The following is a 24,807-nucleotide window of genomic DNA, read 5'->3' as shown; positions in this document are numbered from 1 at the left end:
GCCTCCGGCGGGGTGCGGGCGAATGTGATCGTCTTTCGCTTCGCCAGCACGCTACGGCCGGGTAACCGGCCGAGTCCAGAGGATCCGGGCGCCGGTTCGGCACCGCCGCACCGCACCGCCGATCGCTACGTGACCGGCGGTGCCGGGCTCTCCTCGGCCGGAGCCGGGGCCGGCACCGGCGCCGGAGACGCCACCGCCCCGCAGTCCATCACCCGCGGCAGCCGCAGCGCGGCGACCGCCCCCGCCAGCAGCAACGCCGCGCTCAGCGCCAGCGTCACGTGCAGCCCGTGCACGAATGCGTCCCGCGCCGCGACCCGCAGCGCCTCCCCGGCCGGTCCCCCCAGCCGGGAGGCGACGTCGTACGCCTCGCCGAGGGAGTGGCTCCCCGGGGGGCCCCCCCCCCTCGGCGAGGCGTACGACGTCGCCTCCCGGCCGGTCCCCCCAGCCGGGAGGCGCCCGCCGCGCTGGGCACGCCGGGAACGGAGTCGACGCCGGGCGCGTACGCGGCGTTCATGACGCTGCCCAGCAGGGCGATGCCGATGCCGGCGCCGAGCTGGTACGAGGTCTCGCCGATCGCCGCGGCACCGCCCGCGGACTCCGCGGACGCCTCGCTGAGCATCGACTCGTACGCGCCGAAGAGCGTGGTCTCGAGGCCGAAGCCGAGCAGGACGAAGCAGGCCACGAGGACCCCGGGCCGGTCGTGCAGCCCCATCGCGGTCAGCGAGGCGACGGCCGAGGCGGTCAGGACGAAGCCGAGGGCGACCATCGTGCGCGGGCCGAGCCGCTGCAGCAGCCGGGAGCCGACGAGCCCGGCGGCCATCGCGGCGAGCGTGAGCGGCAGCAGCCGCAGGCCGGTCTCCAGTGGGGTGAGCCCGAGGACGAGCTGCAGGTACTGGGCGGCTATGAGCTCCAGCCCGACGAGCGCGAGCATGGCCAGCACGATGCACCCGACGGAGGTGCCGAAGGCGGGCCGGGCGAACAGCCGGAGGTCGACGAGCGGGTGGGTGCGCCGGCGCTGCCGGCGGACGAAGAGGATCAGCAGGGCCGCGCCGACGGCCCCCGGCACGATCGTGCCGAGGCTGAGCGCGTCGCCGGCCCCGGCCCGCTTCACGCCGAGGACGAGCCCGAACAGCCCGAACGCGGCCATGAGCGCGCCGGTCACGTCCCAGGGCCCGTCGCGGGGCCCGGTCGACTCGGGCAGCAGCCAGCGCCCGACCGGGAGTGCGGCGGCCATCAGCGGGATGTTGATGAGGAAGACCGATCCCCACCAGAAGTGTTCGAGGAGGAAGCCGCCGAGCAGCGGCCCGACCGCGGCGCCCACGGCGGCGACCGCGCTCCACACGCCGACGGCGAGGGCCCGCTCGCGCCGGTCGGGGAAGACCTGGCGGAGGATCGACAGCGTCGCCGGCATGATCATCGCGCCGCCCGCGCCGAGCAGCGCGCGGGCCCCGACGAGCACCTCGGGCGTGGGGGCGAACGCCGCGAGCGCGGAGGCCGCGCCGAAGAGCCCGTAGCCCAGCAGCAGCACCCGGCGGCGGCCGACGCGGTCGCCGAGGGTGCCGAAGAGGATCAGCAGCGAGGCGCAGACCAGCGGGTAGACGTCGACGATCCACAGCAGCTGGATCGCCCCGGGCCGCAGGTCCTCGGTGACGGCCGGCACGGCGACGTGCAGGACGGTCGCGTCGACGGCGACGAGGAGCAGGCTGACGCACAGGACGACGAGGACGGTCCAGCGGTTCGCCCCGGCGCCGGCGCCCGGCCCGTACGGCGGCCGCTGCCGCTGTCCGCGCCGGTACCGCTGCCGGGGGACGCCGTCGGCCCTCGGCGGGCCGGCCGTGGTCGTCCCGGACATTCACACCTCCGTATCGTGCGCTCGCCGTCCGCCCGCCGGCCCTGGGGACGTGGGCCGGGGTTGCCGCCCGGTGGGTGGCCGGGGGAATCGTCGTGGGCGAGTGACTCGACAGAGTACGCGAGTCCCGGGCACGGATCCGTGTGCTCCGTCACCGTCCGGGCCGATCGTGGAGGCGCTCCGCGCATGCTGGACAATTGATCGGTGACTGATCTTTTTTCTCCCGCCGGTACGGGCGCCGGGGCGGACCGGCCGCCCGCCGCCCGCCGGGTGCGTGGCGCGCTGCGCCGTGCACTGCCCGCCCTGCTGGTTTACGCGGCGGTGCGGGCACTGGGGATCGCGGTGCTCGCCGTGTGGGGGCACTTCGCGGGCAAGAGCCCGCACCAGCTGCTCTCGGCGCGCTGGGACTCCCTCTGGTACTCGCGCATCGCCGAGGACGGCTACGGCTACACACTTCACCTGCCGGGCGGGAAGATCCACTCGGATTTGGCGTTCTTCCCGCTGCTGCCCTGGCTGGAACGGGGCCTGTCGGCGGTCTTCCCGCTGTCGGCGGCGGATGCGGGCCTGGTGGTCAGCGCGCTGTCCTCACTGCTCGCGGCCTGGGCCGTCTTCCTGATCGGGGAGCGGCTGTACGGCCGGCGGGCGGGGGTGGCGCTCGTCGCACTGTGGGCGGCGCTGCCGGTCGGGATCGTGCAGTCGATGGCCTACTCGGAGTCGCTGTTCACGGCGCTGGCGGCGTGGAGCCTGTACGCGGTGCTCACCCGGCGCTGGGTGTGGGCGGGCTCCTTCGCGGCGCTCGCCGGGCTGACGCGCCCGGTGGGGGCGGCGGTGGTCCTGGCCGTGTGGCTAGGGGTGCTGGTCGCGCTGCGGCGCGGGGAACGGCAGGAGCTGCGGGAGCGGCGTGAGCTGCCCCGGATGCTGCTGGGCGCGGTGCTCGCACCGCTGGGCTGGCTCGCGTACTTCGCCTGGGTCGGCGTGCGGACCGGCAGCTTCACGGGCTATCTGGACGTCCAAGGCGGCTGGGGCAACGGCTTCGACGGAGGGCTGGCCTTCGGTTCGTTCGTCGCCGGGCGGCTCTTCGGCTCCGCGTTCGCCGCGGGGCTCGGCCTGCTGGTGGGCGTGGGCCTGGTGCTGTGGCTGTACGCGGCGTGCGTGCGGCAGCGCCAGCCGCTGCCGCTGCTGGGCTACGCGGGCGCGGTGCTGCTGCTGGCGCTGACGGCGAAGGGGTACTTCGGCTCGAAGCCGCGCCTGATGATGCCGGCCTTCCCGCTGCTGCTGCCGCTCGCGGTGGCCCTCGCGCGGACACGGACGGTACGGGCGGTGGCGACGGTGGGCGTGGTGGTGCTGGTGTCCGCGGTGTACGGGGCGTTCTGGCTGCACGGCTCCGGCCCCCCGTGATCGTTTTCCGGGACGGCCGCCCGGCTCCCTCCCGGAGCCACCGGAAAACGTAGTGGAACGGCCCGGCCAATCCCCGATAAACAACGGGCCGCAAAGAGAAGGAATAGGGCCCGGGAGGGCGGTCGGGGCGGCCCGGGAATTTCCCGGACGGGAGTTGCCCCGGGGAATCCAATGTGGCGCACGTCATGCTTGAGACGCATTCCACATCACATCGTCATCACAAACAGGCCCGATCGGCCGAAGCTTCCTGTCACTCAATGTAACGTCGATTGAGTGCGTACCAACGACGAGCTCGTCCAAGCGGAGGAGCGCCCGACCGAGCCCGTGCGGCCGCGGATGACCCGGACCCGCCTCGGGATCTTCGTGGCGACCTCCGTGGTCTACCTGGCCATCGTGGTCGGCGTGCTCACCACGTCCTGGCCGGTGCGGTTCGACTGGCAGGTCATGCTCTTCCGGCCGTACAAGCAGTGGCCGGAGATCCACACCTTCCTCGACTACTTCGTGGTCCTGGGCCAGCGCGGCCCGACCGCCGTCGCGGTCGCGGCCTGGCTGGGCTGGCGCACCTACAGGCTGGGGACGCTGCGGCCGCTGCTGGTCCTCGGCACGTCGCTGCTGCTGCTCAACGCCACCGTGGGCGCCGCGAAGATCGGCATGGGCCGGCTCGGTCCGCACTACGCCACCTCGATCGGCTCGAACGAGATGTTCGCGGGCGGCGACATATTCCCCTCCGGGCACACCGCCAACGCCGTGGTGACCTGGGGCGTCCTGGCCTATCTGGCCACCACCCCGCGCACCCGCCGGGTGGCCTCGGTGATCGCCGCGCTCCTCGCACTGGGCGTCGGCATGACCACGGTCTACCTCGGTACGCACTGGATGAGCGACGTGACCCTCGGCTGGACGGCCGGGCTGCTGGTGCTGCTCGCCCTGCCGTGGTTCGAGGCGCCGATGGCCCGCGCCGAGGCGTGGCTGCTGGCCCTGTGGCGCCGGGTGCGCGAGCGCGCCGTGTTCGTGCCCGCCCCGGTCGCCCCGGTGGCCGTGGCCGCCCCGCGCTCCCCCGCCGACGACCAGCAGCCGGCCCGCGAGCCGGTGGGCGTCGGGGGCCGGTCCGCGAGCGTGCGGGCCCCCGAGGGGCGCCCCCACCTGCCGGCGAGGCCGCACACGGCCCGCTCCGAGCGGACGCCGGTCACGCCGACCGGCAGCCGCCGCCCGCCGAACCCCGACCGGGCGCCGCGCACCAGCCCGCTGGGCCCGGCCGCGGGCCGCGGCCGGACGGTCGGCGGCTGACGGCCCGCTTCCCCGCGTACGACGGCGGCCCCGGAACCACCTCTTCGGAGAGGTTCCGGGGCCGCCGTCGTCGTATGCGCGGGTCGTCGGCCGCGCGGGTCGCCGGCCGCGGGTCGTCAGCCCTTCCAGCAGCGCTTCACGACGCCGTCCTCGGCCTCGAAGTTCAGCCGGCCCGCCCGGTACTCCATGGTGACGAGCGTGCCGGGCGCGAGGGCCCGCACGGTGGCCCAGCCGCGGGCGCGGGCCCGCTCGGCCGCGGCGGCCGTCGCGAGGCCGACGTAGGCGGCGGGGTCGTCGTCGGGGTCGGCGGGGAGGTTCGGTAGAGGTGCCATGCCCGTCACCGTAGGCCGCCCCGTCGCCGTACGGAAGCGGAGTCCGGGGCGGCCGGAGCGCGGGGCCGTGGGGCCACCGTCCTCCGGCGGTCACACTTCTGTCACAGAGAACCCGTTGTGGTTTGCCGCGGAACACTTCACCCCTACGGGGATTACGGGATCGCGCGGAACGTCTTCACCAATCCTCGGCGGGAAATGCGCGGCATCTTTTCGGGAGGTCCGCCGAAATCACCCGGGCACGTACCGGAAATGACCGCACAACGGGCGCACAGGATATTGCGGATCCGTGTTCACGGTCACTGGAATAGCGCGGTCCGGAAACATCCGGAATAAAGAATTCCGATTCACCGGACCGGCCGCGCCCGCCCCCGGAACCCCAGGAGGCACCCTCGCGCGACGGCCCCCGGGGCGAGCATCATGGCGTGAGCCCGAAAGCCCGTCGAAGGTGACATCGAGGGAGCGCAGATGGGGACGGACACCGCGCAGGCGACCACCGGGCCGGTGCGGGAGCGCCGACCGGGCCGGATCGTGATCGACTGGCTGACGACGACCGACCACAAGACGATCGGCCACCTCTATCTGATCACCTCGTTCGCCTTCTTCCTGGCGGGCGGGCTGCTGGCGATGCTGATGCGGGCCGAGCTGGCCCGGCCCGGCCTGCAGCTGATGACCAACGAGTCGTTCAACGAGGCCTTCACGGCACACGGCACGATCATGCTGCTGCTCTTCGCGACCCCCGCCTTCGCGGGCTTCGCCAACGCGATCATGCCCCTGCAGATCGGCGCCCCGGACGTGGCCTTCCCCCGGCTCAACATGTTCGCGTACTGGCTGTACCTCTTCGGCGGCCTGATCGTCGTCTCCAGCCTGCTGATGCCGCAGGGCGGCGCCACCTTCGGCTGGACCGGCTACGCCCCGCTGAGCAGCATGGTCCGCTCCCCCGGCATCGGCACCGACATGTGGATCATGGGGCTGGCGCTCTCCGGCTTCGGCACGATCCTCGGTGCGGTGAACTTCCTGACCACCATCATCGGGATGCGCGCCCCCGGGATGACGATGTTCCGGATGCCCGTCTTCACCTGGAACGTGCTCTTCACCTCGATCCTCATCCTGCTGGCCTTCCCCGTGCTGGCGGCGGCGCTGCTGGTGCTGGAGGCGGACCGGCGCTTCGCGTCCCTGGTCTTCGACTCGGCGAGCGGCGGGGCGCTGCTGTGGCAGCACCTGTTCTGGTTCTTCGGCCACCCCGAGGTCTACATCATCGCCCTGCCGTTCTTCGGCATCATCAGCGAGATCATCCCGGTGTTCTCCCGGAAGCCGATCTTCGGCTATCTGACGCTGATCGGCGCCACCATGGCGATCACGGCCCTGTCGGTGGTGGTCTGGGCGCACCACATGTTCGCCACGGGGGCGGTGCTGCTGCCCTTCTTCTCCTTCATGTCGTTCCTCATCGCGGTGCCCACCGGCGTGAAGTTCTTCAACTGGATCGGCACCATGCTGCGCGGGTCGCTGTCGTTCGAGGCGCCGATGCTGTGGGCGGTGGGCTTCCTGGTGAGCTTCCTCTTCGGCGGGCTGACCGGCGTGATCCTCGCCTCGCCGCCGCTGGACTTCCACGTCACGGACAGCTACTTCGTCGTCGCGCACTTCCACTACGTGGTGTTCGGGACGGTGGTGTTCGCGACGTTCGCGGGCTTCTACTTCTGGTGGCCCAAGCTCACGGGCAAGATGCTGGAGGAGCGGCTGGCGAAGGTGCACTTCTGGACGCTGTTCCTGGGCTTCCACCTCACCTTCCTCGTCCAGCACTGGCTGGGCGCCGAGGGCATGCCCCGGCGCTACTCCGACTACCTCGCGGCCGACGGCTTCACCGCCCTCAACACGGTGTCGACCATCGGCGCGTTCCTGCTCGGCCTGTCCAACCTGCCGTTCTTCTACAACATCTGGAAGACCGCCAGGTACGGGAAGCCCGTCGGGGTCGACGACCCCTGGGGGTACGGCCGCTCCCTGGAGTGGGCCACGAGCTGCCCGCCGCCCCGGCACAACTTCACGGCCCTGCCCCGGATCCGCTCCGAGTCGCCCGCCTTCGACCTGCACCACCCGGAGGTGGCCAAGGTCAACGCTCCGCAGACGGCGGAAGCGCCCGGGACAACCGGTCCCTGATCTCGCGTATCCGGTCGACGAGCCCGGGCGGCTCCTGCACCTCGAAGTCGAAGCCCATCAGCACGATGTGCACGACCATCACATCGAGGGTGTGCGCGCCCGTGCGCAGCAGGCAGCTGTCGCCGTCGACCGCCTCCAGCGTCCCCGCGGCCGGCGAGACCTTCTGCGCGGCCACTTCCAGCGGCACGCGCAGCAGCACCGTGGCGTGCTCGGCGTAGGCGGTGGTGGACACGCCGCGGGAGACGTAGGCCGCCAGGTCCTCCGCCGGCGCCCGGCGGGGGGCGAAGCGCGGCCCGTGCGGGGGCGTGGGCGTGATGCGGTCCGCACGGAACGTCCGCCAGTCCTCGCGGTCGGTGTCCCAGGCCACCAGGTACCAGCGGCGCTGGGCGCAGACCAGCCGGTGCGGCTCGACGGTGCGGCGCGTGGAGTCGCCGTTGTGGTCGCGGTAGGCGAAGCGCAGCCGCTCGCCGTCCCGGCACGCGGCGGCCAGCTCGGTCAGGACCGCCGCGTCGACCGTGGGCCCCCGCTGCGCGGAGACCATCGGCACGGTGAAGGCGTTGAGGGCGCTCACCCGCCGCCGCAGCCGGTCCGGCAGGACCTGCTCGAGCTTGGTGAGCGCCCGTACGGACGTCTCCTCGATGCCCTCGACGCCGCCCGCGGCCGCGGTCCGCAGCCCGACGGCGACGGCCACGGCCTCCTCGTCGTCCAGCAGCAGCGGGGGCAGCTGCGCCCCCGGGCCGAGCCGGTAGCCGCCGGCCGTGCCGGGCGCGGAGTGCACGGGGTAGCCGAGCTCGCGCAGCCGGTCGACGTCCCGGCGCACGGTGCGCGCGGTCACGCCGAGCCGGCCGGCGAGGTCCGGGCCGGACCACTCGCGGTGGGCCTGCAGCAGGGAGAGCAGGCGGAGCAGACGTGCCGAGGTCTCCAACATGGCAGGAAGTATGCCGCCCCATGCGGACGGCTTCCGTCCGCGATGGGCCCGGCGGCCCGGGAGGTCAGCCCGCCACGGGCGGGCGCTCCTCGATCCTGACCGCCAGGTCGTTGTCGGCGGTGTAGTACGGGCCGGCCTGCGCGGGCGCGTACGCGGCGTCGACGGGCAGCACGGGGTAGGTGAAGATCTGCTGCTTGTCCACGACGTCGTCGAGGAGGCGGGCGATGCGCGCGGGCTCCGAGCCGTCGGCCGGGCGCAGCCACAGGTCCCAGACGTCCAGGCCGCCGTGCCACTCCCCGGCGAGCCGGGCGTACTCCAGGGTGAAGGAGAAGTCCTGGCCGTCGGCCTCCTCGGCGGGGGCGTCCTCGGCCTGCTTCTCCCGGGTGACCGGGGCGGTGACGACGAGGTCGGGCGCGCGGCGGCAGCGGGCCTCGACGACGGCGCCCGTGAGCCAGGCGGCCGGGTCCGCGACGCGGTGGATGCGGCCGTGGGCGGTCAGGCCGGAGGCGTCCGGGTACAGGTCGCCCGCCTCGGCGTGCGGGCCGCGCAGCCAGCTGCGCAGGGAGAGGTTGCCGTGCTTGGTCGCGTACGGGATGCGGACCGCCAGCGGCGAGGTGCTCGGGCCGGGTCTGCGGTCGACCAGCGATCTGAGGTCGGCCAGGCCCGGCACCAGGCGGCGGGGCTCGGCGTCGGCGAAGGCGACGTAGACGTCCCAGCGGCCTTCGGGGAGCGCGACCGTGCTGGGCAGCACGGCGCGCAGCCGTCCCTCGCCGTCGGGCGCGAGCGGCAGGCGGATCTCCTCGGCCTCGTCGTCGCTGCCGCGGCGGCGCAGGACCAGCGCGGCGGTCCAGTGGTCCGGTTCGCTGAGGTCGAGTCCGGGGCCGGGGGCGTCGAGGTCGAAGGTGAGCCCGCCCGCGGAGTCCGCGATGCAGTCGGCGCGCGGCGGGGCCGGGGCAGACACGATGGTGCTCTCCTCGGGGGTGGTGGAGCCGCCGGATCCGGCGGCGTTCGGGGGCACGGAGGGTTTACCGGTCTCGGGGGTCATGCGGCACGCACCCGGCGCAGGGCGGAGCGGCTCGCGTCCGAGGTCCTGAACGCGTTGCTGAGCAGGGCGCCGCGGGTGCGGTGCAGCGAGCCGCGCAGGGAGCCGCGGGCGGCCAGGTCGCCGAAGAGCTGCTCGTAGCGCCCGGCGACCTGCGCCGGGTCGAAGCGGGCGGAGCTCTCGAGCGCCGCCCGGCCCATCCGCTGCCGCAGCTCGTCGTCGTTGATCAGCTTCAGCAGGCCGCCGGCGATCCTGTCGACCTTGCCGACCGGCACGAGCAGGCCGTCGACGCCGTCGGCGATGATCTCGCCGGGGCCGTGCGGGCAGTCGGTGGAGACCACCGGCAGGCCGCAGCGCATCGCCTCGACGATGGTCATGCCGAAGGACTCCAGGCTGGAGGTGACGGCGCCGATGGAGCCCTTGACCCACTCGGGGTCCAGCGGGTTGGCGGGGCCCATGAGGTAGACGTGGTTGTAGAGGCCGCGCTTGTCGATGAGGGCCCGCAGCTTGGCGCGCTCGGCACCGGCGCCGTAGATCCGCAGCTTCCAGTCGGGCCGCTCGGCCACGACCTTCTCGAAGGCGCGGATCAGCACGTCGTAGCGCTTGGCGGGGGCGAGCCGGCCGGCGGCGACCACCCACTTGCCGCTGCCGTCGGCGGGGGCCACGGCCGGGGCGGGGATGCTGTTGGGCACGGCCTCGACCCGCACTCCGGGCAGCCGCATCAGCTTGCGGTAGGTCGCGGCGTCGGCCTCGGTGACGGTCGTGACGGCGTCCAGCCGCGGGTAGTGCGTGCGCAGCGTCAGCTTGAGCGGCTGGGAGTGGGTGCTCAGCGTCAGGTGCTCCTGGCCGACCCGGACCGGGCCGCGGCGGGCCTGCTGGGCGATGTGCACGTTCAGGCCGGGGCGGGTGCCGACCACCACGTCGCAGTCCAGGGTGCGCAGGTGCTCCGCGATCCGCCGGTCGGTCAGGGCGCTGTACTGCTTGTAACGGCCCTCGGCGGAGGGGAAGACGGCGGCCGGGCGCTCGTACTCGGGGTCGTCCCCCTCGTAGCCCGGGGTCCCCTTGCGCAGGTCGACCAGGTGGCGCAGGCGCACCTTGCCGCTCGGTGCGAACACCGGCTCCTCCCGGTGCCGGAAGACCGAGACGACCTCCACGTCGTGCTGCTCGGCGAGGGTGCTCGCGAGGTTGAACGTGGTCCGGATCGTCCCGCCGATGCCGTACGCGTTGTGAATCAGGAATGAGATGTGCATTCGTCCCCAGCCGTTTGCCGCGGACATTCCATCCAGCCCGCCTACCCAGAGATTAGACCGTGGTGGGGCGCGTGAGGTTGGCCCTGATCACCAACTCGTTACGCGTGACCCCTGCCACGGATCGCCCGTTGTGCTCTTACGAACCGGGAACCCCCGTGTGATACGCACCGATATCTAGGAGCCACCCGTGCCGCGCATGCTCGACGTCAGTGACGACGTCCGCGCCGAGATCGGCGACGAAGAGGCCGAACGACTGCTGGGCGGCGACAGCGCCCCGGGCAGCTACGACTGCACCTCCTGCCGCACCCCCGGCGACACCGACCGCGAGCGCACCAGCACCGTGCTCTTCGTCGGCGAGGAGACGGCCGTGCTCGCCTTCGCCCACGCAGCCTGCATCCCCTCCCAGGTCGTCGCGGTCTCCGAGGAACAGCTCCAGGGCGCCGTGCGCTCCATCCAGGGAGAGGGCGACCAGGCGGGCGCCCCCCAGCTGCCGGCACCGGCCACCATGCCGACGCTCACGGCCGCGCCCGACGGCCCCGTGCAGGCCGAGCTGGGCGTGACCAGCGGCCTGGTGCTGGTCGGCGGCGACCTGCACCCGGCGCTCGTCGTGGAGCCGCTCGGGCCGATCGCGCGCGCGGGGACGAACGGCCCGGTCGACGTCTTCCTGCCGCTCCTGATCGAGCAGGGCTTCGCCCCCGTCGCCACCGTGGAGAAGGTGCCGCCGTCCACGCCGGGCTGGTCGGTGCTGCTGGCCATGGGCCAGCTGCACGCGATCCTCATGCCCGGCGTCGCGGGCTCCCAGCCCACCGCGTGGTGGCAGGCGCACCAGGCGATGCAGGTGGCGCCCGAGTGGCGGTCGGCCGTGAACAAGACGAAGCGGGTGCTGGTCTTCGCCGCGCCGGTCGGCACGATCGGCTCGCAGCCGCGCGAGGACCTGCTGCGCGAGGCGCTGGACCGGGCGGCGTCGGCCGGGCGGCTCGTCGCCACGACCATGCCCCTCGCGGGTACGTGACGGGCGCCGTGCACCCCGTCCGCCACGCTCCGGCGGCCCATTACCGGCCGGGCCCGCATCCCCCGGGCCACGGACTCGTTGGCTCGTATGTGCACTCATACGAGCCTGCCCCGCGGATTCCGTACCCGAACCACATCCCCGGCATGCGCCCATCCCGCGAAGCCACCCCGCAGAGCCACCCCGTCTCGGTCACCCCGATCTACGATGCGCTCTACTCCGAGTACCGCCGCTCGTTCCGGGCGCTCCCCTTCGACCGCTCGGGCGAGGAGGAGCTGAGGTTCGTGGGCTTCGGTCCGCAGCTCGGCTACGGGCAGTACGGCGGGCAGCAGGGCTACGCCGGCCAGCTGGGCTACCACGTCCACTCGGGCTACAACACCGCCTGGGACACGCATTACGGGCGGCAGCGCGGCGGGCACGTGCCCGCCGCGCTGCCGCCCGCTCCGCGTGACGGCCGCATGCGCGGCTATTAGCGACAGAGGGTCTGTGGGGGCCGCCGGCCCCCACAGACCCTTGCTTCTTGCGCCTGCTTCTGCTGCATCTCCCGGGGGATAACCCCCGGACCCCCGGCCGAACCCGGGCAAGGCCTACTTTGCGCACCCGCACCGGGATGTGGATCGGAGTCCCGTCGAAGCCGAACTCCTCGCGGAGGCAACGCTCGACGAAGCGCCAGTAGCCCGCCTCGATACTGCATTTCCCGGGGGCAACCCCCGGACCCCCGGCCGGGGGCCCGGCAGAGCTCGCCCTACTTCTTGCGCCCGCGCTTCTCCCGCACCCGCACCGAAATGTGGATCGGAGTCCCCTCGAAGCCGAACTCCTCGCGGAGGCAACGCTCGACGAAGCGCCAGTAGCCCGCCTCGATACTGCATTTCCCGGGGGCAACCCCCGGACCCCCGGCCGGGGGCCCGGCAGAGCTCGCCCTACTTCTTGCGCCCGCGCTTCTCCCGCACCCGCACCGAGATGTGGATCGGAGTCCCCTCGAAGCCGAACTCCTCGCGGAGGCGACGCTCGACGAAGCGCCGGTAGCCCGCCTCGATGAAGCCGGAGGCGAAGAGCACGAACCGCGGGGGCTTGGTGCCCGCCTGGGTGCCGAAGAGGATGCGGGGCTGCTTGCCGCCGCGGATCGGGTGCGGGTGGGCCGCGACGAGCTCGCCGAGGAAGGCGTTCAGCCGACCGGTCGGCACGCGCGTCTCCCAGCCCGCGAGGGCCGTCTCGATCGCCGGGACGAGCTTCTCCATGTGCCGGCCGGTCTGCGCCGAGACGTTGACCCGCGGAGCCCACGCGATCTGCTGGAACTCGGTCTCGATCTCGCGCTCGAGGTAGTAGCGGCGCTCCTCGTCGAGGGTGTCCCACTTGTTGTACGCGATGACGATCGCGCGGCCGGCCTCGACGGCCATGGTGACGATGCGCTGGTCCTGGACGGAGATGCTCTCGCTCGCGTCGATCAGGATGACCGCGACCTCGGCCTTCTCGACCGCGGCGGCGGTGCGCAGGGAGGCGTAGTAGTCGGCGCCCTCCTGGAGGTGGACGCGCTTGCGGATGCCCGCGGTGTCCACGAACTTCCAGGTCACGCCGCCGAGCTCGATCAGCTCGTCGACCGGGTCGCGGGTGGTGCCGGCGAGCTCGTTGACGACGACGCGCTCCTCGTTGGCCACCTTGTTGAGCAGCGAGGACTTGCCGACGTTCGGGCGGCCGATCAGGGCGATGCGGCGCGGACCGCCGACGGCGGTGCCGAAGCGCTGGGCCGGGGCCTCGGGCAGGGCCTTGAGGACCTCGTCCAGCATGTCGCCGGTGCCGCGGCCGTGCAGCGCGGAGACCGGCATCGGCTCGCCCAGGCCCAGCGACCACAGCAGGGCGGCGTCGGCCTCGGCGGCGGGGCCGTCGACCTTGTTGGCGCACAGCACGACGGGCTTGCCGGCCCGGCGCAGCAGCTTGACGACGGCCTCGTCGGTGTCGGTGGCGCCGACGGTGGCGTCCACGACGAAGACGACCGCGTCGGCGGCCTCGATGGCGAACTCGGCCTGGGCGGCGACGGAGGCGTCGAGGCCCAGCACGTCCTGCTCCCAGCCGCCGGTGTCGACGACCTTGAAGCGGCGGCCGGCCCATTCGGCCTCGTACGTCACGCGGTCACGGGTGACGCCGGGCTTGTCCTGGACGACGGCCTCGCGGCGGCCGATGATGCGGTTCACGAGCGTCGACTTGCCGACGTTGGGGCGGCCGACGACGGCGAGCACCGGCAGCGGGCCGTGGCCGGCCTCGCCGAGGGCTCCCTCGATCTCCTCGGCCTCGAAGCCCTCCTGCGCCGCGAGCTCCATGAACTCCGCGTACTCGGCGTCGCCAAGCTCACCGTGCTCGTCGCCGTGGATCTGGTCGTTCATGAAGTCCGTTCCTCGTTCGTATGGTCGGCGGACCCGCGGGCCCGCTACTAAGTCTCGTTCAGCGGCCGGTCAGCCGCTTGGCGTCCGCCAGGTGCGCGCTCAGCCGTTCCTGGATGCGCACGGTCGCCTCGTCCAGCGCCTTGCGGGTGCGCCGGCCGCTGCCGTCACCGGCCTCGAAGGCGTCCCCGAAGACGACGTCGACCCGGCTGCGCAGCGGCGGCAGGCCGCGCACGACGCGGCCCTTGCGCTCCGCGCTGCCGAGCACCGCCACCGGCACGATCGGCGCCCCCGACCGCACCGCGAAGTAGGCGAGGCCGGCGCGCAGCGAGGCGAAGTCGCCCTCGCCCCGGGTGCCCTCGGGGAAGATCCCCAGGACGCCGCCGCCCTCCAGGACGCCGAGCGCCTCCGTGATCGCGGCGCGGTCGGCACTCGTCCGGTCCACCTTCAGCTGGCCGATCCCTTCCAGGAACGGGCCGAGGGGGCCGACGAACGCCTCCTTCTTGATCAGGAAGTGCACCGGCCGGGGCGCGGTGCCCATCAGCATCGGGCCGTCGAGGTTGTGGGAGTGGTTCACCGCGAGGATGACCGGCCCCGCGGCGGGCACCCGCCAGGCGCCCAGCACACGCGGCTTCCACAGCCCGTACATCAGGCCTATGCCGATCCGCCGGCCGACGGCGGCACCCCCGGGGGACGCGGTCACGCCGCCCGCTTCTCCTCGACCAGGGTCACCACGCACTCGATGACCTGCTCCAGGGTCAGCTCCGTCGTGTCCACCTCGACCGCGTCGCCGGCCTTGGCCAGCGGCGAGGTCTTCCGGCCGGAGTCGGCGGCGTCCCGCTTGACGAGGGCGGCCTGGGTGGCGGCCAGGTCGGTGGCCTCCTTGCCCTTCAGCTCGCCGCTGCGGCGGGCGGCCCGCGCCTCGGCGGACGCCGTCAGGAAGATCTTGAGGTCGGCGTCGGGCAGCACGGTGGTGCCGATGTCACGGCCCTCGACGACGATGCCGGCCGGCGCCTCGGCGGCGATGGACCGCTGCAGCTCGGTCAGGCGCGTGCGCACCTCCGGGACGGCGCTCACGGCGCTGACCGCGGAGGTGACCTCCTGGGTGCGGATGGGTCCCGCGGCGTCGGCGCCGTCGACCGTGATGGTCGGCGCGGACGGGTCGGTGCCGGAGATGATCTCGGGCTTGCCCGCGGCGTCGGCGACGGCCGCGGCGTCGTTCACGTCGATGCCGTTGCTCAGCATCCACCAGGTGATCGCGCGGTACTGCGCGCCGGTGTCCAGGTAGCGCAGGCCGAGCTTGGCCGCGACGGCCTTGGACGTGCTGGACTTGCCCGTGCCGGAGGGGCCGTCGATGCCGACGATGACTGCTGCCGGAGCGGTCCGGGCGGCGGTTTCCACGGTGTCAGACACCTTCCTTGTGCACGGGGTGAAAGTACGGGCGGCTTTTATCAGCCTGCGACAAGGTTACTGGCTCGCGGAGGCGGCCCGGGCCGCGGCCGGGCGAGGCCGGGCCGGGCAAGGGCGCTCGTGCCCTTGAGTCCGCTGCGGCGGCGGATTCGAGGGCACGAGCCCTTGACGTCCTACTGGCGCAACGACCAGCCCTGGTCACGGAGGGTCGCCGTCAAGGACCCCACCGCGCCCGGCTCGACCATGAGCTGGATCAGGCCCGCCTGCTGGCCCGTCGCGTGCTCGATGCGGACGTCCTCGATGTTCACGCCGGCCCGGCCCGCGTCGGCGAAGATCCGGGCGAGCTCGCCCGGCTGGTCGCCGATGAGGACGGAGACGGTCTCGTACGCGGCGGGAGCCGCCCCGTGCTTGCCCGGGACCCGGCTGCGGCCCGCGTTGCCGCGGCGCAGCACGTCCTCGAGGCCGGCGGCGCCCTCGTCGCGCTTGTCGTCGTCCGCGGCCTCCAGGGCGCGCAGGGCCCGTACCGTCTCGTCGAGGTCGGAGGCGACGGCCGCGAGGATGTCGGCGACGGGGCCGGGGTTGGCGGAGAGGATCTCGACCCACAGCCGGGGGTCGGAGGCGGCGATCCGGGTCACGTCGCGGATGCCCTGGCCGCACAGGCGCACGGCCGTCTCGTCCGCCTCCTCCAGGCGGGCGGCGACCATGCTGGAGAGCAGGTGCGGGGTGTGCGAGACGAGGGCGACGGCCCGGTCGTGCTCGTCGGCGTCCATGACGACGGGGACCGCGCGGCACAGGGCGACGACCTCGAGGGCGAGGTTGAGGACCTCGGTGTCGGTGGCGCGGGTGGGCGTGAGCACCCAGGGGCGGCCCTCGAAGAGGTCGGCGGTGGCGGCCATGGGGCCGGAGCGCTCGCGGCCTGCCATCGGGTGCGTGCCGAGGTAGCAGGAGAGGTCGGCGCCGAGGGCCTCCAGCTCGCGCCGCGGGCCGCCCTTGACGCTCGCGACGTCGACGTAGCCGCGGCCGAGGCCGTCCCGGATCGCCCCGGCGAGCGTGGCAGCGACGTGCGCCGGCGGCACCGCGACGATCACCAGGTCGACCGGGCCCTCGGGCGCCTGGTCGGTGCCGGCGCCGCGGGCCGCGGCCGTCCGCGCCGCGTCCGGGTCGTGGTCCCTGAGGTGGACGTGGACCCCGCGGCCCGCGAGGGCGAGCGCGGCGGAGGTGCCGATCAGTCCGGTGCCGATGACGAGGGCGGTTCTCACTGAGAGTCCTTGCGAGGTGCGTGGAGCGTGACGGAGAGCGGGCCCGGCCAGCCTATCCAGCCGCTCCGCCGGCCGTGCGGGGCGGGCGGCCCTGCGGGGCCGGGGCGGGCGCCCTGCGGGACTGCCGGGCCCGCGTCCGGTACAACCGTGCACATGATCTACCACGTGGTGCCCCTGGACGACTGGCTGGCCGTGCCCGACCGTCCGTACTCCCCCGCCTCCCTCTCCGAGGACGGCTTCGTCCACTGCTCCCCCGACGAGGAGACGACGCTCGCCGTGGCCACGGCCTTCTACAGGGACGTGCCCGGCCCGCTGATGGTCCTCCTGATCGACGAGCACAAGCTGGACGTCCTGGTCCGCTGGGAGGCCGCCGACCCGGCCCCGCCGCCCGGCGTGGACCCGGGCACGCAGTTCCCGCACGTCTTCGGGCGGATCAACCGGGACGCCGTGGAGGGGATGATGGAGATCCAGCGCGACGAGGCGGGCCGCGCGACGGGGCTGGCGGTGTGGTCGTGACGCCCGTTCCCCCGCTCACCCCGGTCGCTCCGGTCGCGCTGGTCACCGAGCACACGGTCTACGCGTGCGTGATGGGCTCGCGCGCCTTCGGGCTGGCCACGGAGGCGAGCGATACGGACCGGCGCGGCGTGTACGTGGCGCCGACGCCCCTGTTCTGGGGCTTCGAGAAGCCGCCGCCGCACATGGAGGGACCGGCCGAGGAGCAGTTCTCCTGGGAGCTGGAGCGCTTCTGCGAGCTGGCGCTGCGGGGCAACCCGAACATCCTGGAGTGCCTGCACTCCCCGCTCGTCGAGCAGGTCGACGACACGGGGCGCGAGCTGCTGGCCCTGCGGGAGGCGTTCCTCTCCCGCAGGGTCCACACGACGTACGCGGGCTACGCCGCCGACCAGCGCAAGAAGTTCGCGGCGGACGTGCGGGCGCACGGCACGCCGCGGCGCTGGAAGCCCGTCATGCACGCGCTGCGGCTGCTGATGTGCGGCCGCGACCTGCTGCGCACGGGGTCGCTCGTGCTCGACGTCGGCGCCATGCGCGAACCTCTGCTGGCCGTGCGGCGGGGCGAGGTGCCCTGGCCCGAGGCGGAGGCCTGGCTGAACCGCCTGACCGAGGAAGCCGAGGAGGCGTCCCGCACGAGCCCCCTCCCCGGGGAACCGGACCACGCCCGCGTCGAAGACTTCCTGATACGCGTACGCCGCGCTTCGGCGGGGGCGGGGGCCGGGGCGGGCTAGGCGGACGTACGCGCCCGGACGACGAGGTCGTGCAGGGCGTCGTAGGCCTCATGCGAGAGCTGCTCCGGCAGCCGGGAGGCGGCCTGTGCGTCGTCCAGCACGGTGTGCAGCCTCTCGACGTCCTCCTGCAGCCGGGCGGCGTCCACCAGGTCCCGGACCGGGCCGTGCTCGGCCTCCGCCTTGGCGGCGATCAGCTCGGCCACGTAGGCGGGGGCTTCGGCCAGGCCGGCGAGCGTGGGGAGGTGGGCGACGACCTCGCCGCTGCGCATGAGGTGGATGCCGGTGAGCAGCACGCGCAGCGTGTAGAGCAGCGGCTTGAGCTCGCCCTGCGCGCCCTGCTTGCCGAACAGCCGCCACTGGGTGACGGCGAAGCCGCGGTAGTGGTGGGCGTGGTTGCGGGTGAGCAGGCCGGGGGCCAGGGCGGTCAGCTCGGCGTGGACGTCCGTCGTGTGCACGACGAGGGGCGAGAGGAGCTGCTCCAGGACGTAGCCGTTGCGGCGGAGCATCAGGCGGGCGAACTTGCGCAGGTCGTGCGTGACGAGGTCCGTCTCGACGCCGTCGTGGTCGCCCATCCGCGTACGGGTCTCCTCGCGCTCCTTCAGGCCGAGCAGATCGGCGACCGGGAGCAGGTGCGCGCCCCGGAGGTCGACGTCGGAGTCCCGGGACGGAAAGCCGTAGAGGTGCGCGCCGGAGACGGTGGCGAACACGATCGTCTGCCCGGCGAGGAGGGTCGAGAGGTCGACGGCCGGCACGCCGGCGTCACGGAGCTTCGCGGCTCCGGAGCGTATGGCTTGATCACTCATGGGCCCAGTCTCCCAGCGGGCCCTCCGGGCGGTCGGCGAATCGCGTCGCCTCCGGGCCGGTACGGCACCGCCGGGCTGCGCCGCGGCGGAAAGGATCCTTCCGGAGAAGGTCCTCTCCGCCGCAGCGGCGCTCCGGTCTAGAGGTCGACCTCGCGCATCAGCATGCCGACCTCGGTGTTCGTCAGGCGGCGGAGCCAGCCGGACTTCTGGTCGCCCAGGGCGATCGGGCCGAACGCGGTGCGGACCAGCTTCTCGACGGGGAAGCCCGCCTCGGAGAGCATGCGGCGCACGATGTGCTTGCGGCCCTCGTGGAGGGTGACCTCGACCAGGTAGTTCTTGCCGGTCTGCTGGATGACGCGGAAGTTGTCCGCGCGGGCGTAGCCGTCCTCCAGCTCGATGCCGTTCTTGAGCTGCTTGCCGATGTCGCGCGGCAGCGGCCCGGTGATGGCGGCGAGGTACGTCTTCTGCACGCCGTAGCGCGGGTGCGTCAGACGGTGGGCCAGCTCGCCGTGGTTGGTGAGCAGGATGATGCCCTCGGTCTCCGTGTCGAGCCGGCCGACGTGGAAGAGCCGGGTCTCGCGGTTGGTGACGTAGTCGCCGAGGCACTGGCGGCCGTCGGGGTCCTCCATGGTGGAGACGACGCCGGCCGGCTTGTTGAGGGCGAAGAACAGGTAGGACTGGGTGGCGACGGTCAGGCCGTCGACCTTGATCTCGTCCTTCTCCGGGTCGACCCGCAGGCCCTGCTCGGTGACGATCTGCCCGTTGACCTCGACGCGGGCCATCTCGATCAGCTCTTCGCAGGCACGGCGCGAGCCCATGCCGGCCCGGGCCAGCACCTTCTGCAGGCGCTCGCCTTCCTGCTCGGCGCCGGGGAAGGTCTTGGGAGTCTTCACCTGCGGCTTGTTGTGCCGCTCCCGGTTGCGCTCCTCGATCTTGGCGTCGAGCTCGCGCGAGCGGGCGGGGGCATGGCCGTGGCCGCGGGCGGGCCCGCTGCTGCGGCCGCCGGAGCCTGCCGTGGAGCTCTTGCGGGGGCCGCCCTTGGCTCCGCCGCGGGCCGCCGCACCGCGGCCGCTCGTGGGTCCACTGGTGCGGCCGCTGGTGGGGCCGCTGCGGGTGCGCTCGGCGTCGGGGCCCACGTCGTAGCGACGCTCCTCGGGGCGCGGACGACGCGGACGCTCCTGCGGCCTGTCGTCGCGCCGGTCCCCGGAGCGACCGCCGTCGTAGCGCCCGCCCTCGGAACGACCGCCGCCACCGGAGCGACCGCCCTCGGAACGACCGCCACCGTAGCTCCCGCCGCCGGAGCGACCGCCGCCCTCGGGGCGCCCGCCGCCGGAACGGCCGCCGCCCGCGCGCCCGCCCCCGGACGCCGGACGTCCTCGACCGCCCCGGTCGTCCCGGTTGCCGCTTCCGCTGTTCCTGCCGCTGCTTCGCATCAAAGTTCCGTCTTGTCGTCCGCTTCGGTGTCCGGTGCGTCCGGATCGAACGACGGCACACCTTCCTGAGTGTCGCCCTCGATCGCCTCCGCCTCGGGGAGGAAGGGCGCGAGCTCCGGGAGCTCGTCCAGGCCTCGCAGGCCCATGCGCTCCAGAAAGTACTTCGTCGTCCTGTACAGGATCGCACCTGTTTCGGGTTCCGTCCCCGCCTCCTCCACCAGACCTCTCTGGAGGAGGGTGCGCATGACCCCGTCGCAGTTCACGCCGCGCACCGCCGAGACCTTCGACCGGCTGACCGGCTGACGGTACGCGACGACGGCGAGGGTCTCCAGGGCGGCCTGGGTGAGGCGTGCCTGCTGGCCGTCGAGGACGAACGCCTCGACGGCGTCCGCGTAGGCCGCCCGGGTGAAGAAGCGCCAGCCCCCGGCGACCTGCCGCAGCTCGAAACCGCGCCCCTGGGCGTCGTACTCCCCGGCCAGCTCCCCGAGGGCCGCGGCGATCTCGCGGCGGGGGCGCTCCAGGACCTTGGCCAGGTGCTCCTCGGTGGCGGGCTCGTCGACGACCATGAGGACGGCCTCCAGGGCGGGCTTGAGGGCAAGCCCGGAGACGCCGGACACACCGGAGGCCCCTGCGGGGGCTTCCTCGCCCTCGTACGTCACGTAGGTCTCCGCCGTCTCTGCGCTCACTGTGCACTCTCCTCCGGCTCGGTCTCCGGCTCCCGGTCGAACTCGTCCGTCACCAGCGGTTCCGCCCCCTCCTCGCCCGTCCAGCGCACCCCCAGCTCGCCGAGGGCCTCGTCCTGGTCCAGGGCGACCACGCGCTCGCGGTAGAGCTCCAGCAGCGCCAGGAAGCGGGCGACGACGGTGAGGGTGTCCGGGGCGTCGCCGGCCAGCTCCCCGAAGCTGACCCGGCCCGCCCGCCGCAGCCGGGCCACGACGACCTCGGCCTGCTCGCGGACGCTGACCAGCGGCGCGTGGATGTGGTCGACGTACACCTGCGGCGCCGGCCTGGGCCGCATGGCCTTGACGGCCAGCTCGGCCAAGCGCTCGGGCCCGATGCCGAGGACGACCTCGGGCAGCAGCTCCGCGTGGTGCGGCTCCAGGCCGACCGTACGGGGGAAGCGCCGCGCCTCCTCGTCCAGCCGGCCGCTGAAGATCTCCGCGACCCGCTTGTACGCCCGGTACTGCAGGAGGCGGGCGAACAGCAGGTCGCGCGCCTCCAGGAGGGCGAGGTCGGCCTCGTCCTCCACGTCGGCGGCGGGCAGCAGGCGGGCCGCCTTGAGGTCGAGCAGGGTCGCTGCGACGACGAGGAACTCGGTGGTCTGGTCCAGGTCGAAGTCGGGCCCCATGGCGCGGATGTGCGCCATGAACTCGTCGGTGACCTTGTGGAGGGCGACCTCGGTGACGTCCAGCTTGTGCTTGGCGATCAGCTGCAGCAGGAGGTCGAAGGGCCCTTCGAAGTTGTCGAGCCGGACGGTGAACCTCGCGTCGGCCGTGCCTTCGGCGGCGTCGGCCTTCCCGTCGGCGGTGTCCTTCCCGTCGGCAGGCGCATCCGGCAGGGACGCCGTCCCCGCCGCGGCGCACTCGCCACCGTCACCCGCGCCGGCAGGCGCCCCCGCGCCCCCGTCCCCCTCACCTCCGCCGGCAGGCGACGCCGTACCGGGGCCGAGGCCCAGGCGACGGCGGGCCGAGGAGGAAACTGAGGGCATCAGGGGTCCAGGTGCAGGCGGAGACGGGCCGTACGGCCAAGGGGCAGGCTACCGGCGAATGCCGCTCAGCGGCCGCGCAGGCGCCGTACGAGGATGCTCGCGTCGCCCCGCGACTCCAGGTCGGCGAGGACGACCGCGACGGCCTCCCGCACGATCCTGCCGCGGTCGACCGCGAGCCCGTGCTCACCGCGCAGCACCAGGCGCGCGTGTTCGAGGTCCATGAGCTCCTCGGCGGAGACGTAGACCGTGATCTTCTCGTCGTGGCGCTCCCGGCCGCTGGGCCGGCGGCCCGCCCCGCGCCCCCTGCGGCGGCCCTGCGCGGGCGCCGCGGCCTCGCCCTGGCCCGCGGCCCGGACGGTGCCCGCGGGGCGCTCCTGCGCGGACGCGGGACGGCGCTCGGGGGCGCTGTCCCGGTCGGCCGCGGCGGCACCCCGGCCGCCGGGCTCGCCGCCCGCGCCGGCGGCGCCGCCTTCGGGCGTGGTCTCGGAGTCACCGGCCGGGCCGGGCACCCGCGGGGCGCCCTCGCCGTTCGCCTGCCGGCGGGGGGAGGAGGACTGCAGCCCCGACCCCCCGGTGGTACGGAACAGTTCGTCGGCGCCGGGCAGACTCACTCGGCGTGACACCGGGCGAGCACCTCCCTGGCGAGCTGGCGGTAGGCGGCGGCACCCACGGAGTTGGACGCGTACGTGGTGATCGGCTCGCCCGCGACCGTGGTCTCGGGGAAGCGGACCGTACGGCCGATGACGGTGTGGTAGACGTGATCGTCGAAGGCCTCGACCACGCGCGCGAGGACCTCGCGGCTGTGCACCGTCCGCGAGTCGTACATGGTGGCGAGGATGCCGTCGAGCTCCAGCTCGGGGTTGAGTCGCTCCTGGACCTTCTCGATCGTCTCGGTGAGCAGCGCCACACCGCGCAGCGCGAAGAACTCGCACTCCAGCGGCACGATCACCTTGTGAGCGGCCGTCAGGGCGTTGACGGTGAGCAGGCCGAGCGAGGGCTGGCAGTCGATGACGATGTAGTCGTAGTCGGCGAGCAGCGGCTTGAGCGCGCGCTGCAGCGTCGACTCGCGGGCCACCTCGCTGACGAGCTGGACCTCGGCGGCAGACAAATCGATATTGCTGGGCAGCAGGTCCATGTTGGGCACGGCCGTCTTGAGGAGGACCTCGTCGGCCGACATGCCCCGCTCCATCAGGAGGTTGTAGACCGTCAGGTCCAGCTCCATCGGATTGACGCCGAGGCCGACGGAGAGCGCGCCCTGCGGGTCGAAGTCGACGAGCAGCACCCGGCGCCCGTACTCGGCCAGGGCGGCACCCAGGTTGATGGTCGAGGTGGTCTTGCCGACCCCGCCCTTCTGGTTGCACATCGCGATGATCTTCGCGGGGCCGTGGTCGGTCAGCGGACCGGGGATGGGGAAGTACGGCAGGGGACGCCCGGTGGGGCCGATGCGCTCGCGGCGCTGCCGGGCAGCGTCGGGCGCGAGGGTGGCCGCGTACTCGGGGTCGGGCTCGTACTCCGCGTCAGGGTCGTAGAAGTGCCCGTCGGGCACGTCCTCGTAGTCGGCGAGCCGCGCGGGATCGACCCCGCCCCGGTCGCCGGCCATGGCGTTCACGTGATGGCCGTCCATGCTCTGGTGGGCTGTCGGTGTGCTCTGGATGCTCTGGTGTGCCGCGAAGGTGTGGACAGCGACGGAGCCGACAGCTTCGAGCCCCGTGGGACTCTGGCCCTGCGCAGACATTCCTGGGTGACCACCCCCGGGAGCAAATGTCGACTCATTCACAAGTCGTCCTACCTCCTTGGTGACCAGGAAACATCTAGATAGGTCAGCGTTGCACCATGCCGACGGTTGGCGACTCTATGGCGTGTCGGCGGTTCGCAGCAACACAATCCGCCGGAGACGGCACGATGTGTCGGCAATCGAACAGGCTTCTGTCAAGGGTTTGCGGCCCACAACCCGGAAGTTTCGCGGGTGGGTGACCAGGCGTTGAAACCGCTCACAAACTGGGCGGAAACGGCCCCGGCCGGACCTTGCTGAACAAGGCCCGGCCGGGGGTGCGCTCTTGGCGTGTCGTGTTGACGACTCAGCCGAGCAGGGTGCTCAGTTCGACGAACGGCAGGCCGTGCGCCTCGGCGACGGGGCCGTAAACGACCTGTCCCTCGTGGGTGTTGAGGCCCTTGGCGAGCGCGGCGTCCCGGCTCAGCGCCTCCTGCCAGCCGCGGTTGGCCAGCTCCACGATGTAGGGCAGCGTGGCGTTGGTCAGCGCGTAGGTGGAGGTGTGCGGCACCGCGCCCGGCATGTTGGCGACGCAGTAGAAGACCGAGTCGTGGACCTCGAAGGTCGGCTCGGCGTGGGTGGTCGGACGCGAGTCCTCGAAGCAGCCGCCCTGGTCGATCGCAATGTCGACAAGTACACTTCCGGGCTTCATCTTGGCGACGAGCTCGTTGGTGACCAGCTTCGGGGCCTTGGCACCCGGGATGAGGACGGCGCCGATGACGAGGTCGGCCTCGACGACGGCCTTCTCCAGCTCGAAGGCGTTGGAGACGATCGTCTGCACCTTGGTGCCGAAGACCTTGTCGGCCTCGCGGAGCTTGTTGATGTCACGGTCGAGCAGGGTGACGTGGAAGCCCATGCCGACGGCGATCTGCGCGGCGTTCCAGCCGGAGACGCCGCCGCCGATGACGACGGCCTTGCCGGCCGCAGTGCCCGGGACGCCGCCCGGCAGGACGCCGCGGCCGCCGGCCGAGCGCATCAGGTGGTAGGCGCCGACCTGCGGGGCCAGGCGGCCCGCGACCTCGGACATCGGGGCGAGCAGCGGCAGCGCGCGGTTGGCGAGCTCGACCGTCTCGTACGCGATCGCCGTGGTGCCGGACTGCAGCAGGGCGTCGGTGCACTCGCGGGAGGCGGCCAGGTGCAGGTAGGTGAAGAGGGTCTGGCCCTTGCGGAGACGGTGGTACTCCTCCGCGATCGGCTCCTTGACCTTCAGCAGCAGGTCGGCGGTCGACCAGACCTCGTCGGCCGTGTCCAGGATCGCGGCGCCGGCCGCGACGTACTCGGCGTCGGTGATGGAGGAGCCCACACCGGCGTTCTTCTCGACGAAGACCTGGTGGCCGTTGCGCACGAGCTCATGCACGCCGGCGGGCGTGATGGCCACGCGGAACTCGTTGTTCTTGACCTCGCGGGGGATGCCGACCTTCACGTCGATCACGGTCCTTGAATCAGAGAATTACAGGCTAATCCGGAAATGCGGGGGCATACCAGAGCAGACCGCGTCGACCGCGGCCCAACCAGTCTAATGAAGGATCCTGTGCTGTCTAGCCTTGCAAAGAGCCAATTTTTT

The 24,807-nt window shown here is 72.9% G+C and carries 22 protein-coding genes and 1 pseudogene; 7 read left to right on the top strand and 16 right to left on the bottom strand.

Features of this window, described 5'->3' with window-relative positions; translation table 11 throughout:
* Window positions 1-125: 125 nt before the first annotated feature.
* Window positions 126-1,852: pseudogene (locus AS857_RS22420) on the bottom strand (MFS transporter).
* Window positions 1,853-2,053: 201 nt separating this feature from the next.
* Here AS857_RS22420 and AS857_RS22415 point away from each other — a divergent pair.
* Window positions 2,054-3,247: a glycosyltransferase family 39 protein gene (locus AS857_RS22415; protein WP_058045068.1), complete on the top strand. Its 1,194-nt coding sequence runs from the start codon at window positions 2,054-2,056 to the stop codon at window positions 3,245-3,247.
* 273 nt (window positions 3,248-3,520) lie between these two features.
* Complete coding sequence (locus AS857_RS22410; protein WP_058045067.1) at window positions 3,521-4,531, top strand: phosphatase PAP2 family protein; 1,011 nt, start codon at window positions 3,521-3,523, stop codon at window positions 4,529-4,531.
* Window positions 4,532-4,647: 116 nt separating this feature from the next.
* Here AS857_RS22410 and AS857_RS22405 read toward each other — a convergent pair whose 3' ends face one another.
* Entirely contained in the window at window positions 4,648-4,863 is a 216-nt protein-coding gene (locus AS857_RS22405) for an I78 family peptidase inhibitor (protein WP_058045066.1), read from the bottom strand.
* Between the two features lie 465 nt (window positions 4,864-5,328).
* On the opposite strand from AS857_RS22405, the gene ctaD reads away from it, so the two are divergent.
* Window positions 5,329-7,014: an aa3-type cytochrome oxidase subunit I gene (gene ctaD / locus AS857_RS22400; protein ID WP_058045065.1), complete on the top strand. Its 1,686-nt coding sequence runs from the start codon at window positions 5,329-5,331 to the stop codon at window positions 7,012-7,014.
* Here ctaD and AS857_RS22395 read toward each other — a convergent pair.
* The 3 genes from AS857_RS22395 to AS857_RS22385 all read right to left on the bottom strand — a co-directional run bounded on the left by AS857_RS22395 (window position 6,968) and on the right by AS857_RS22385 (window position 10,234).
* Window positions 6,968-7,942, bottom strand: coding sequence for a helix-turn-helix transcriptional regulator (locus AS857_RS22395; RefSeq protein WP_058045064.1), 975 nt, complete (start codon window positions 7,940-7,942; stop codon window positions 6,968-6,970). The two genes, ctaD and AS857_RS22395, sit on opposite strands and share 47 nt — an antisense overlap.
* 64 nt (window positions 7,943-8,006) lie before the next feature.
* Complete coding sequence (locus AS857_RS22390) at window positions 8,007-8,987, bottom strand: hypothetical protein (protein WP_245700415.1); 981 nt, start codon at window positions 8,985-8,987, stop codon at window positions 8,007-8,009.
* The gene (locus AS857_RS22385; RefSeq protein ID WP_058045063.1) at window positions 8,984-10,234 is read right to left on the bottom strand and encodes a glycosyltransferase family 4 protein; all 1,251 of its coding nucleotides are present in this window, start codon (window positions 10,232-10,234) and stop codon (window positions 8,984-8,986) included. Before AS857_RS22385 ends, AS857_RS22390 begins: the two co-directional genes overlap by 4 nt.
* A gap of 187 nt (window positions 10,235-10,421) precedes the next feature.
* Between AS857_RS22385 and AS857_RS22380 the strand changes: the two genes are divergently transcribed.
* Together AS857_RS22380 and AS857_RS22375 are read left to right on the top strand one after the other, a co-directional pair.
* Window positions 10,422-11,246, top strand: coding sequence for a hypothetical protein (locus tag AS857_RS22380; RefSeq protein ID WP_058045062.1), 825 nt, complete (start codon window positions 10,422-10,424; stop codon window positions 11,244-11,246).
* 143 nt (window positions 11,247-11,389) lie between these two features.
* On the top strand, window positions 11,390-11,716 hold the full coding sequence (locus AS857_RS22375) for a hypothetical protein (protein ID WP_058045061.1): 327 nt from the start codon (window positions 11,390-11,392) through the stop codon (window positions 11,714-11,716).
* Window positions 11,717-12,163: 447 nt separating this feature from the next.
* Here the strand turns inward: AS857_RS22375 and der are convergent, their stop codons facing one another.
* The 4 genes from der to AS857_RS22355 all read right to left on the bottom strand — a co-directional run bounded on the left by der (window position 12,164) and on the right by AS857_RS22355 (window position 16,287).
* A complete protein-coding gene (gene der / locus AS857_RS22370; RefSeq protein ID WP_058045060.1) occupies window positions 12,164-13,621 on the bottom strand; it encodes a ribosome biogenesis GTPase Der in 1,458 nt (485 codons plus the stop codon).
* A gap of 58 nt (window positions 13,622-13,679) precedes the next feature.
* Entirely contained in the window at window positions 13,680-14,267 is a 588-nt protein-coding gene (locus AS857_RS22365; RefSeq protein ID WP_245700645.1) for a lysophospholipid acyltransferase family protein, read from the bottom strand.
* Window positions 14,268-14,317: 50 nt separating this feature from the next.
* Window positions 14,318-15,031 carry a (d)CMP kinase gene (gene cmk, locus AS857_RS22360; RefSeq protein ID WP_058045058.1) on the bottom strand — a complete coding sequence of 238 codons (714 nt, stop codon included), beginning with the start codon at window positions 15,029-15,031 and terminating at the stop codon, window positions 14,318-14,320.
* 170 nt (window positions 15,032-15,201) lie between these two features.
* The gene (locus tag AS857_RS22355; protein WP_058045057.1) at window positions 15,202-16,287 is read right to left on the bottom strand and encodes a prephenate dehydrogenase; all 1,086 of its coding nucleotides are present in this window, start codon (window positions 16,285-16,287) and stop codon (window positions 15,202-15,204) included.
* Window positions 16,288-16,440: 153 nt separating this feature from the next.
* On the opposite strand from AS857_RS22355, the gene AS857_RS22350 reads away from it, so the two are divergent.
* Window positions 16,441-16,803 (top strand): DUF952 domain-containing protein, encoded by a 363-nt coding sequence (locus AS857_RS22350; RefSeq protein WP_058045056.1) that lies wholly within the window; start codon window positions 16,441-16,443, stop codon window positions 16,801-16,803.
* Between the two features lie 71 nt (window positions 16,804-16,874).
* Complete coding sequence (locus AS857_RS22345) at window positions 16,875-17,528, top strand: nucleotidyltransferase domain-containing protein (RefSeq protein WP_079110825.1); 654 nt, start codon at window positions 16,875-16,877, stop codon at window positions 17,526-17,528.
* Here AS857_RS22345 and AS857_RS22340 read toward each other — a convergent pair.
* The 7 genes from AS857_RS22340 to ald form a co-directional block, all read right to left on the bottom strand.
* Window positions 17,525-18,331, bottom strand: a complete 807-nt coding sequence (locus AS857_RS22340; RefSeq protein WP_058045055.1) for a nucleotidyltransferase domain-containing protein — start codon at window positions 18,329-18,331, stop codon at window positions 17,525-17,527. The genes AS857_RS22345 and AS857_RS22340 overlap by 4 nt on opposite strands.
* Window positions 18,332-18,468: 137 nt before the next feature.
* Window positions 18,469-19,764 (bottom strand): pseudouridine synthase, encoded by a 1,296-nt coding sequence (locus AS857_RS22335; RefSeq protein ID WP_058045054.1) that lies wholly within the window; start codon window positions 19,762-19,764, stop codon window positions 18,469-18,471.
* On the bottom strand, window positions 19,764-20,330 hold the full coding sequence (gene scpB, locus AS857_RS22330; protein WP_420823989.1) for an SMC-Scp complex subunit ScpB: 567 nt from the start codon (window positions 20,328-20,330) through the stop codon (window positions 19,764-19,766). Before scpB ends, AS857_RS22335 begins: the two co-directional genes overlap by 1 nt.
* A 116-nt stretch (window positions 20,331-20,446) precedes the next feature.
* Window positions 20,447-21,472 carry a segregation and condensation protein A gene (locus AS857_RS22325; protein ID WP_079110566.1) on the bottom strand — a complete coding sequence of 342 codons (1,026 nt, stop codon included), beginning with the start codon at window positions 21,470-21,472 and terminating at the stop codon, window positions 20,447-20,449.
* Window positions 21,473-21,537: 65 nt separating this feature from the next.
* On the bottom strand, window positions 21,538-22,095 hold the full coding sequence (locus tag AS857_RS22320) for a hypothetical protein (protein WP_079110565.1): 558 nt from the start codon (window positions 22,093-22,095) through the stop codon (window positions 21,538-21,540).
* Window positions 22,080-23,207 (bottom strand): ParA family protein, encoded by a 1,128-nt coding sequence (locus AS857_RS22315; RefSeq protein ID WP_058045052.1) that lies wholly within the window; start codon window positions 23,205-23,207, stop codon window positions 22,080-22,082. The genes AS857_RS22320 and AS857_RS22315 overlap by 16 nt, the downstream gene beginning before the upstream one ends.
* Window positions 23,208-23,550: 343 nt before the next feature.
* Window positions 23,551-24,666 carry an alanine dehydrogenase gene (gene ald, locus AS857_RS22310; RefSeq protein WP_058046982.1) on the bottom strand — a complete coding sequence of 372 codons (1,116 nt, stop codon included), beginning with the start codon at window positions 24,664-24,666 and terminating at the stop codon, window positions 23,551-23,553.
* Window positions 24,667-24,807 lie beyond the last annotated feature (141 nt).

It is taken from the genome of Streptomyces roseifaciens, from assembly GCF_001445655.1.
GTDB classification, from domain to species: Bacteria; Actinomycetota; Actinomycetes; order Streptomycetales; family Streptomycetaceae; genus Streptomyces; species Streptomyces aureoversilis.
Note: the sequence above shows the minus strand (reverse complement) of the source record. Positions and strands in the feature narration are given on the sequence as shown.

Bases quoted from the DNA above. Each gene is read 5' to 3' on its own strand.
- AS857_RS22405 (WP_058045066.1), bottom strand. From the start codon at position 4,863: ATGGCACCTCTACCGAACCTCCCCGCCGACCCCGACGACGACCCCGCC.
- ctaD (WP_058045065.1), top strand. From the start codon at position 5,329: ATGGGGACGGACACCGCGCAGGCGACCACCGGGCCGGTGCGGGAGCGC.
- AS857_RS22395 (WP_058045064.1), bottom strand. From the start codon at position 7,942: ATGTTGGAGACCTCGGCACGTCTGCTCCGCCTGCTCTCCCTGCTGCAG.
- AS857_RS22390 (WP_245700415.1), bottom strand. From the start codon at position 8,987: ATGACCCCCGAGACCGGTAAACCCTCCGTGCCCCCGAACGCCGCCGGA.
- AS857_RS22385 (WP_058045063.1), bottom strand. From the start codon at position 10,234: ATGCACATCTCATTCCTGATTCACAACGCGTACGGCATCGGCGGGACG.
- AS857_RS22375 (WP_058045061.1), top strand. From the start codon at position 11,390: ATGCGCCCATCCCGCGAAGCCACCCCGCAGAGCCACCCCGTCTCGGTC.
- der (WP_058045060.1), bottom strand. From the start codon at position 13,621: ATGAACGACCAGATCCACGGCGACGAGCACGGTGAGCTTGGCGACGCC.
- AS857_RS22365 (WP_245700645.1), bottom strand. From the start codon at position 14,267: ATGTACGGGCTGTGGAAGCCGCGTGTGCTGGGCGCCTGGCGGGTGCCC.
- AS857_RS22350 (WP_058045056.1), top strand. From the start codon at position 16,441: ATGATCTACCACGTGGTGCCCCTGGACGACTGGCTGGCCGTGCCCGAC.
- AS857_RS22345 (WP_079110825.1), top strand. From the start codon at position 16,875: ATGGGCTCGCGCGCCTTCGGGCTGGCCACGGAGGCGAGCGATACGGAC.
- AS857_RS22340 (WP_058045055.1), bottom strand. From the start codon at position 18,331: ATGAGTGATCAAGCCATACGCTCCGGAGCCGCGAAGCTCCGTGACGCC.
- AS857_RS22335 (WP_058045054.1), bottom strand. From the start codon at position 19,764: ATGCGAAGCAGCGGCAGGAACAGCGGAAGCGGCAACCGGGACGACCGG.
- scpB (WP_420823989.1), bottom strand. From the start codon at position 20,330: ATGGTCGTCGACGAGCCCGCCACCGAGGAGCACCTGGCCAAGGTCCTG.
- AS857_RS22325 (WP_079110566.1), bottom strand. From the start codon at position 21,472: ATGCCCTCAGTTTCCTCCTCGGCCCGCCGTCGCCTGGGCCTCGGCCCC.
- AS857_RS22315 (WP_058045052.1), bottom strand. From the start codon at position 23,207: ATGTCTGCGCAGGGCCAGAGTCCCACGGGGCTCGAAGCTGTCGGCTCC.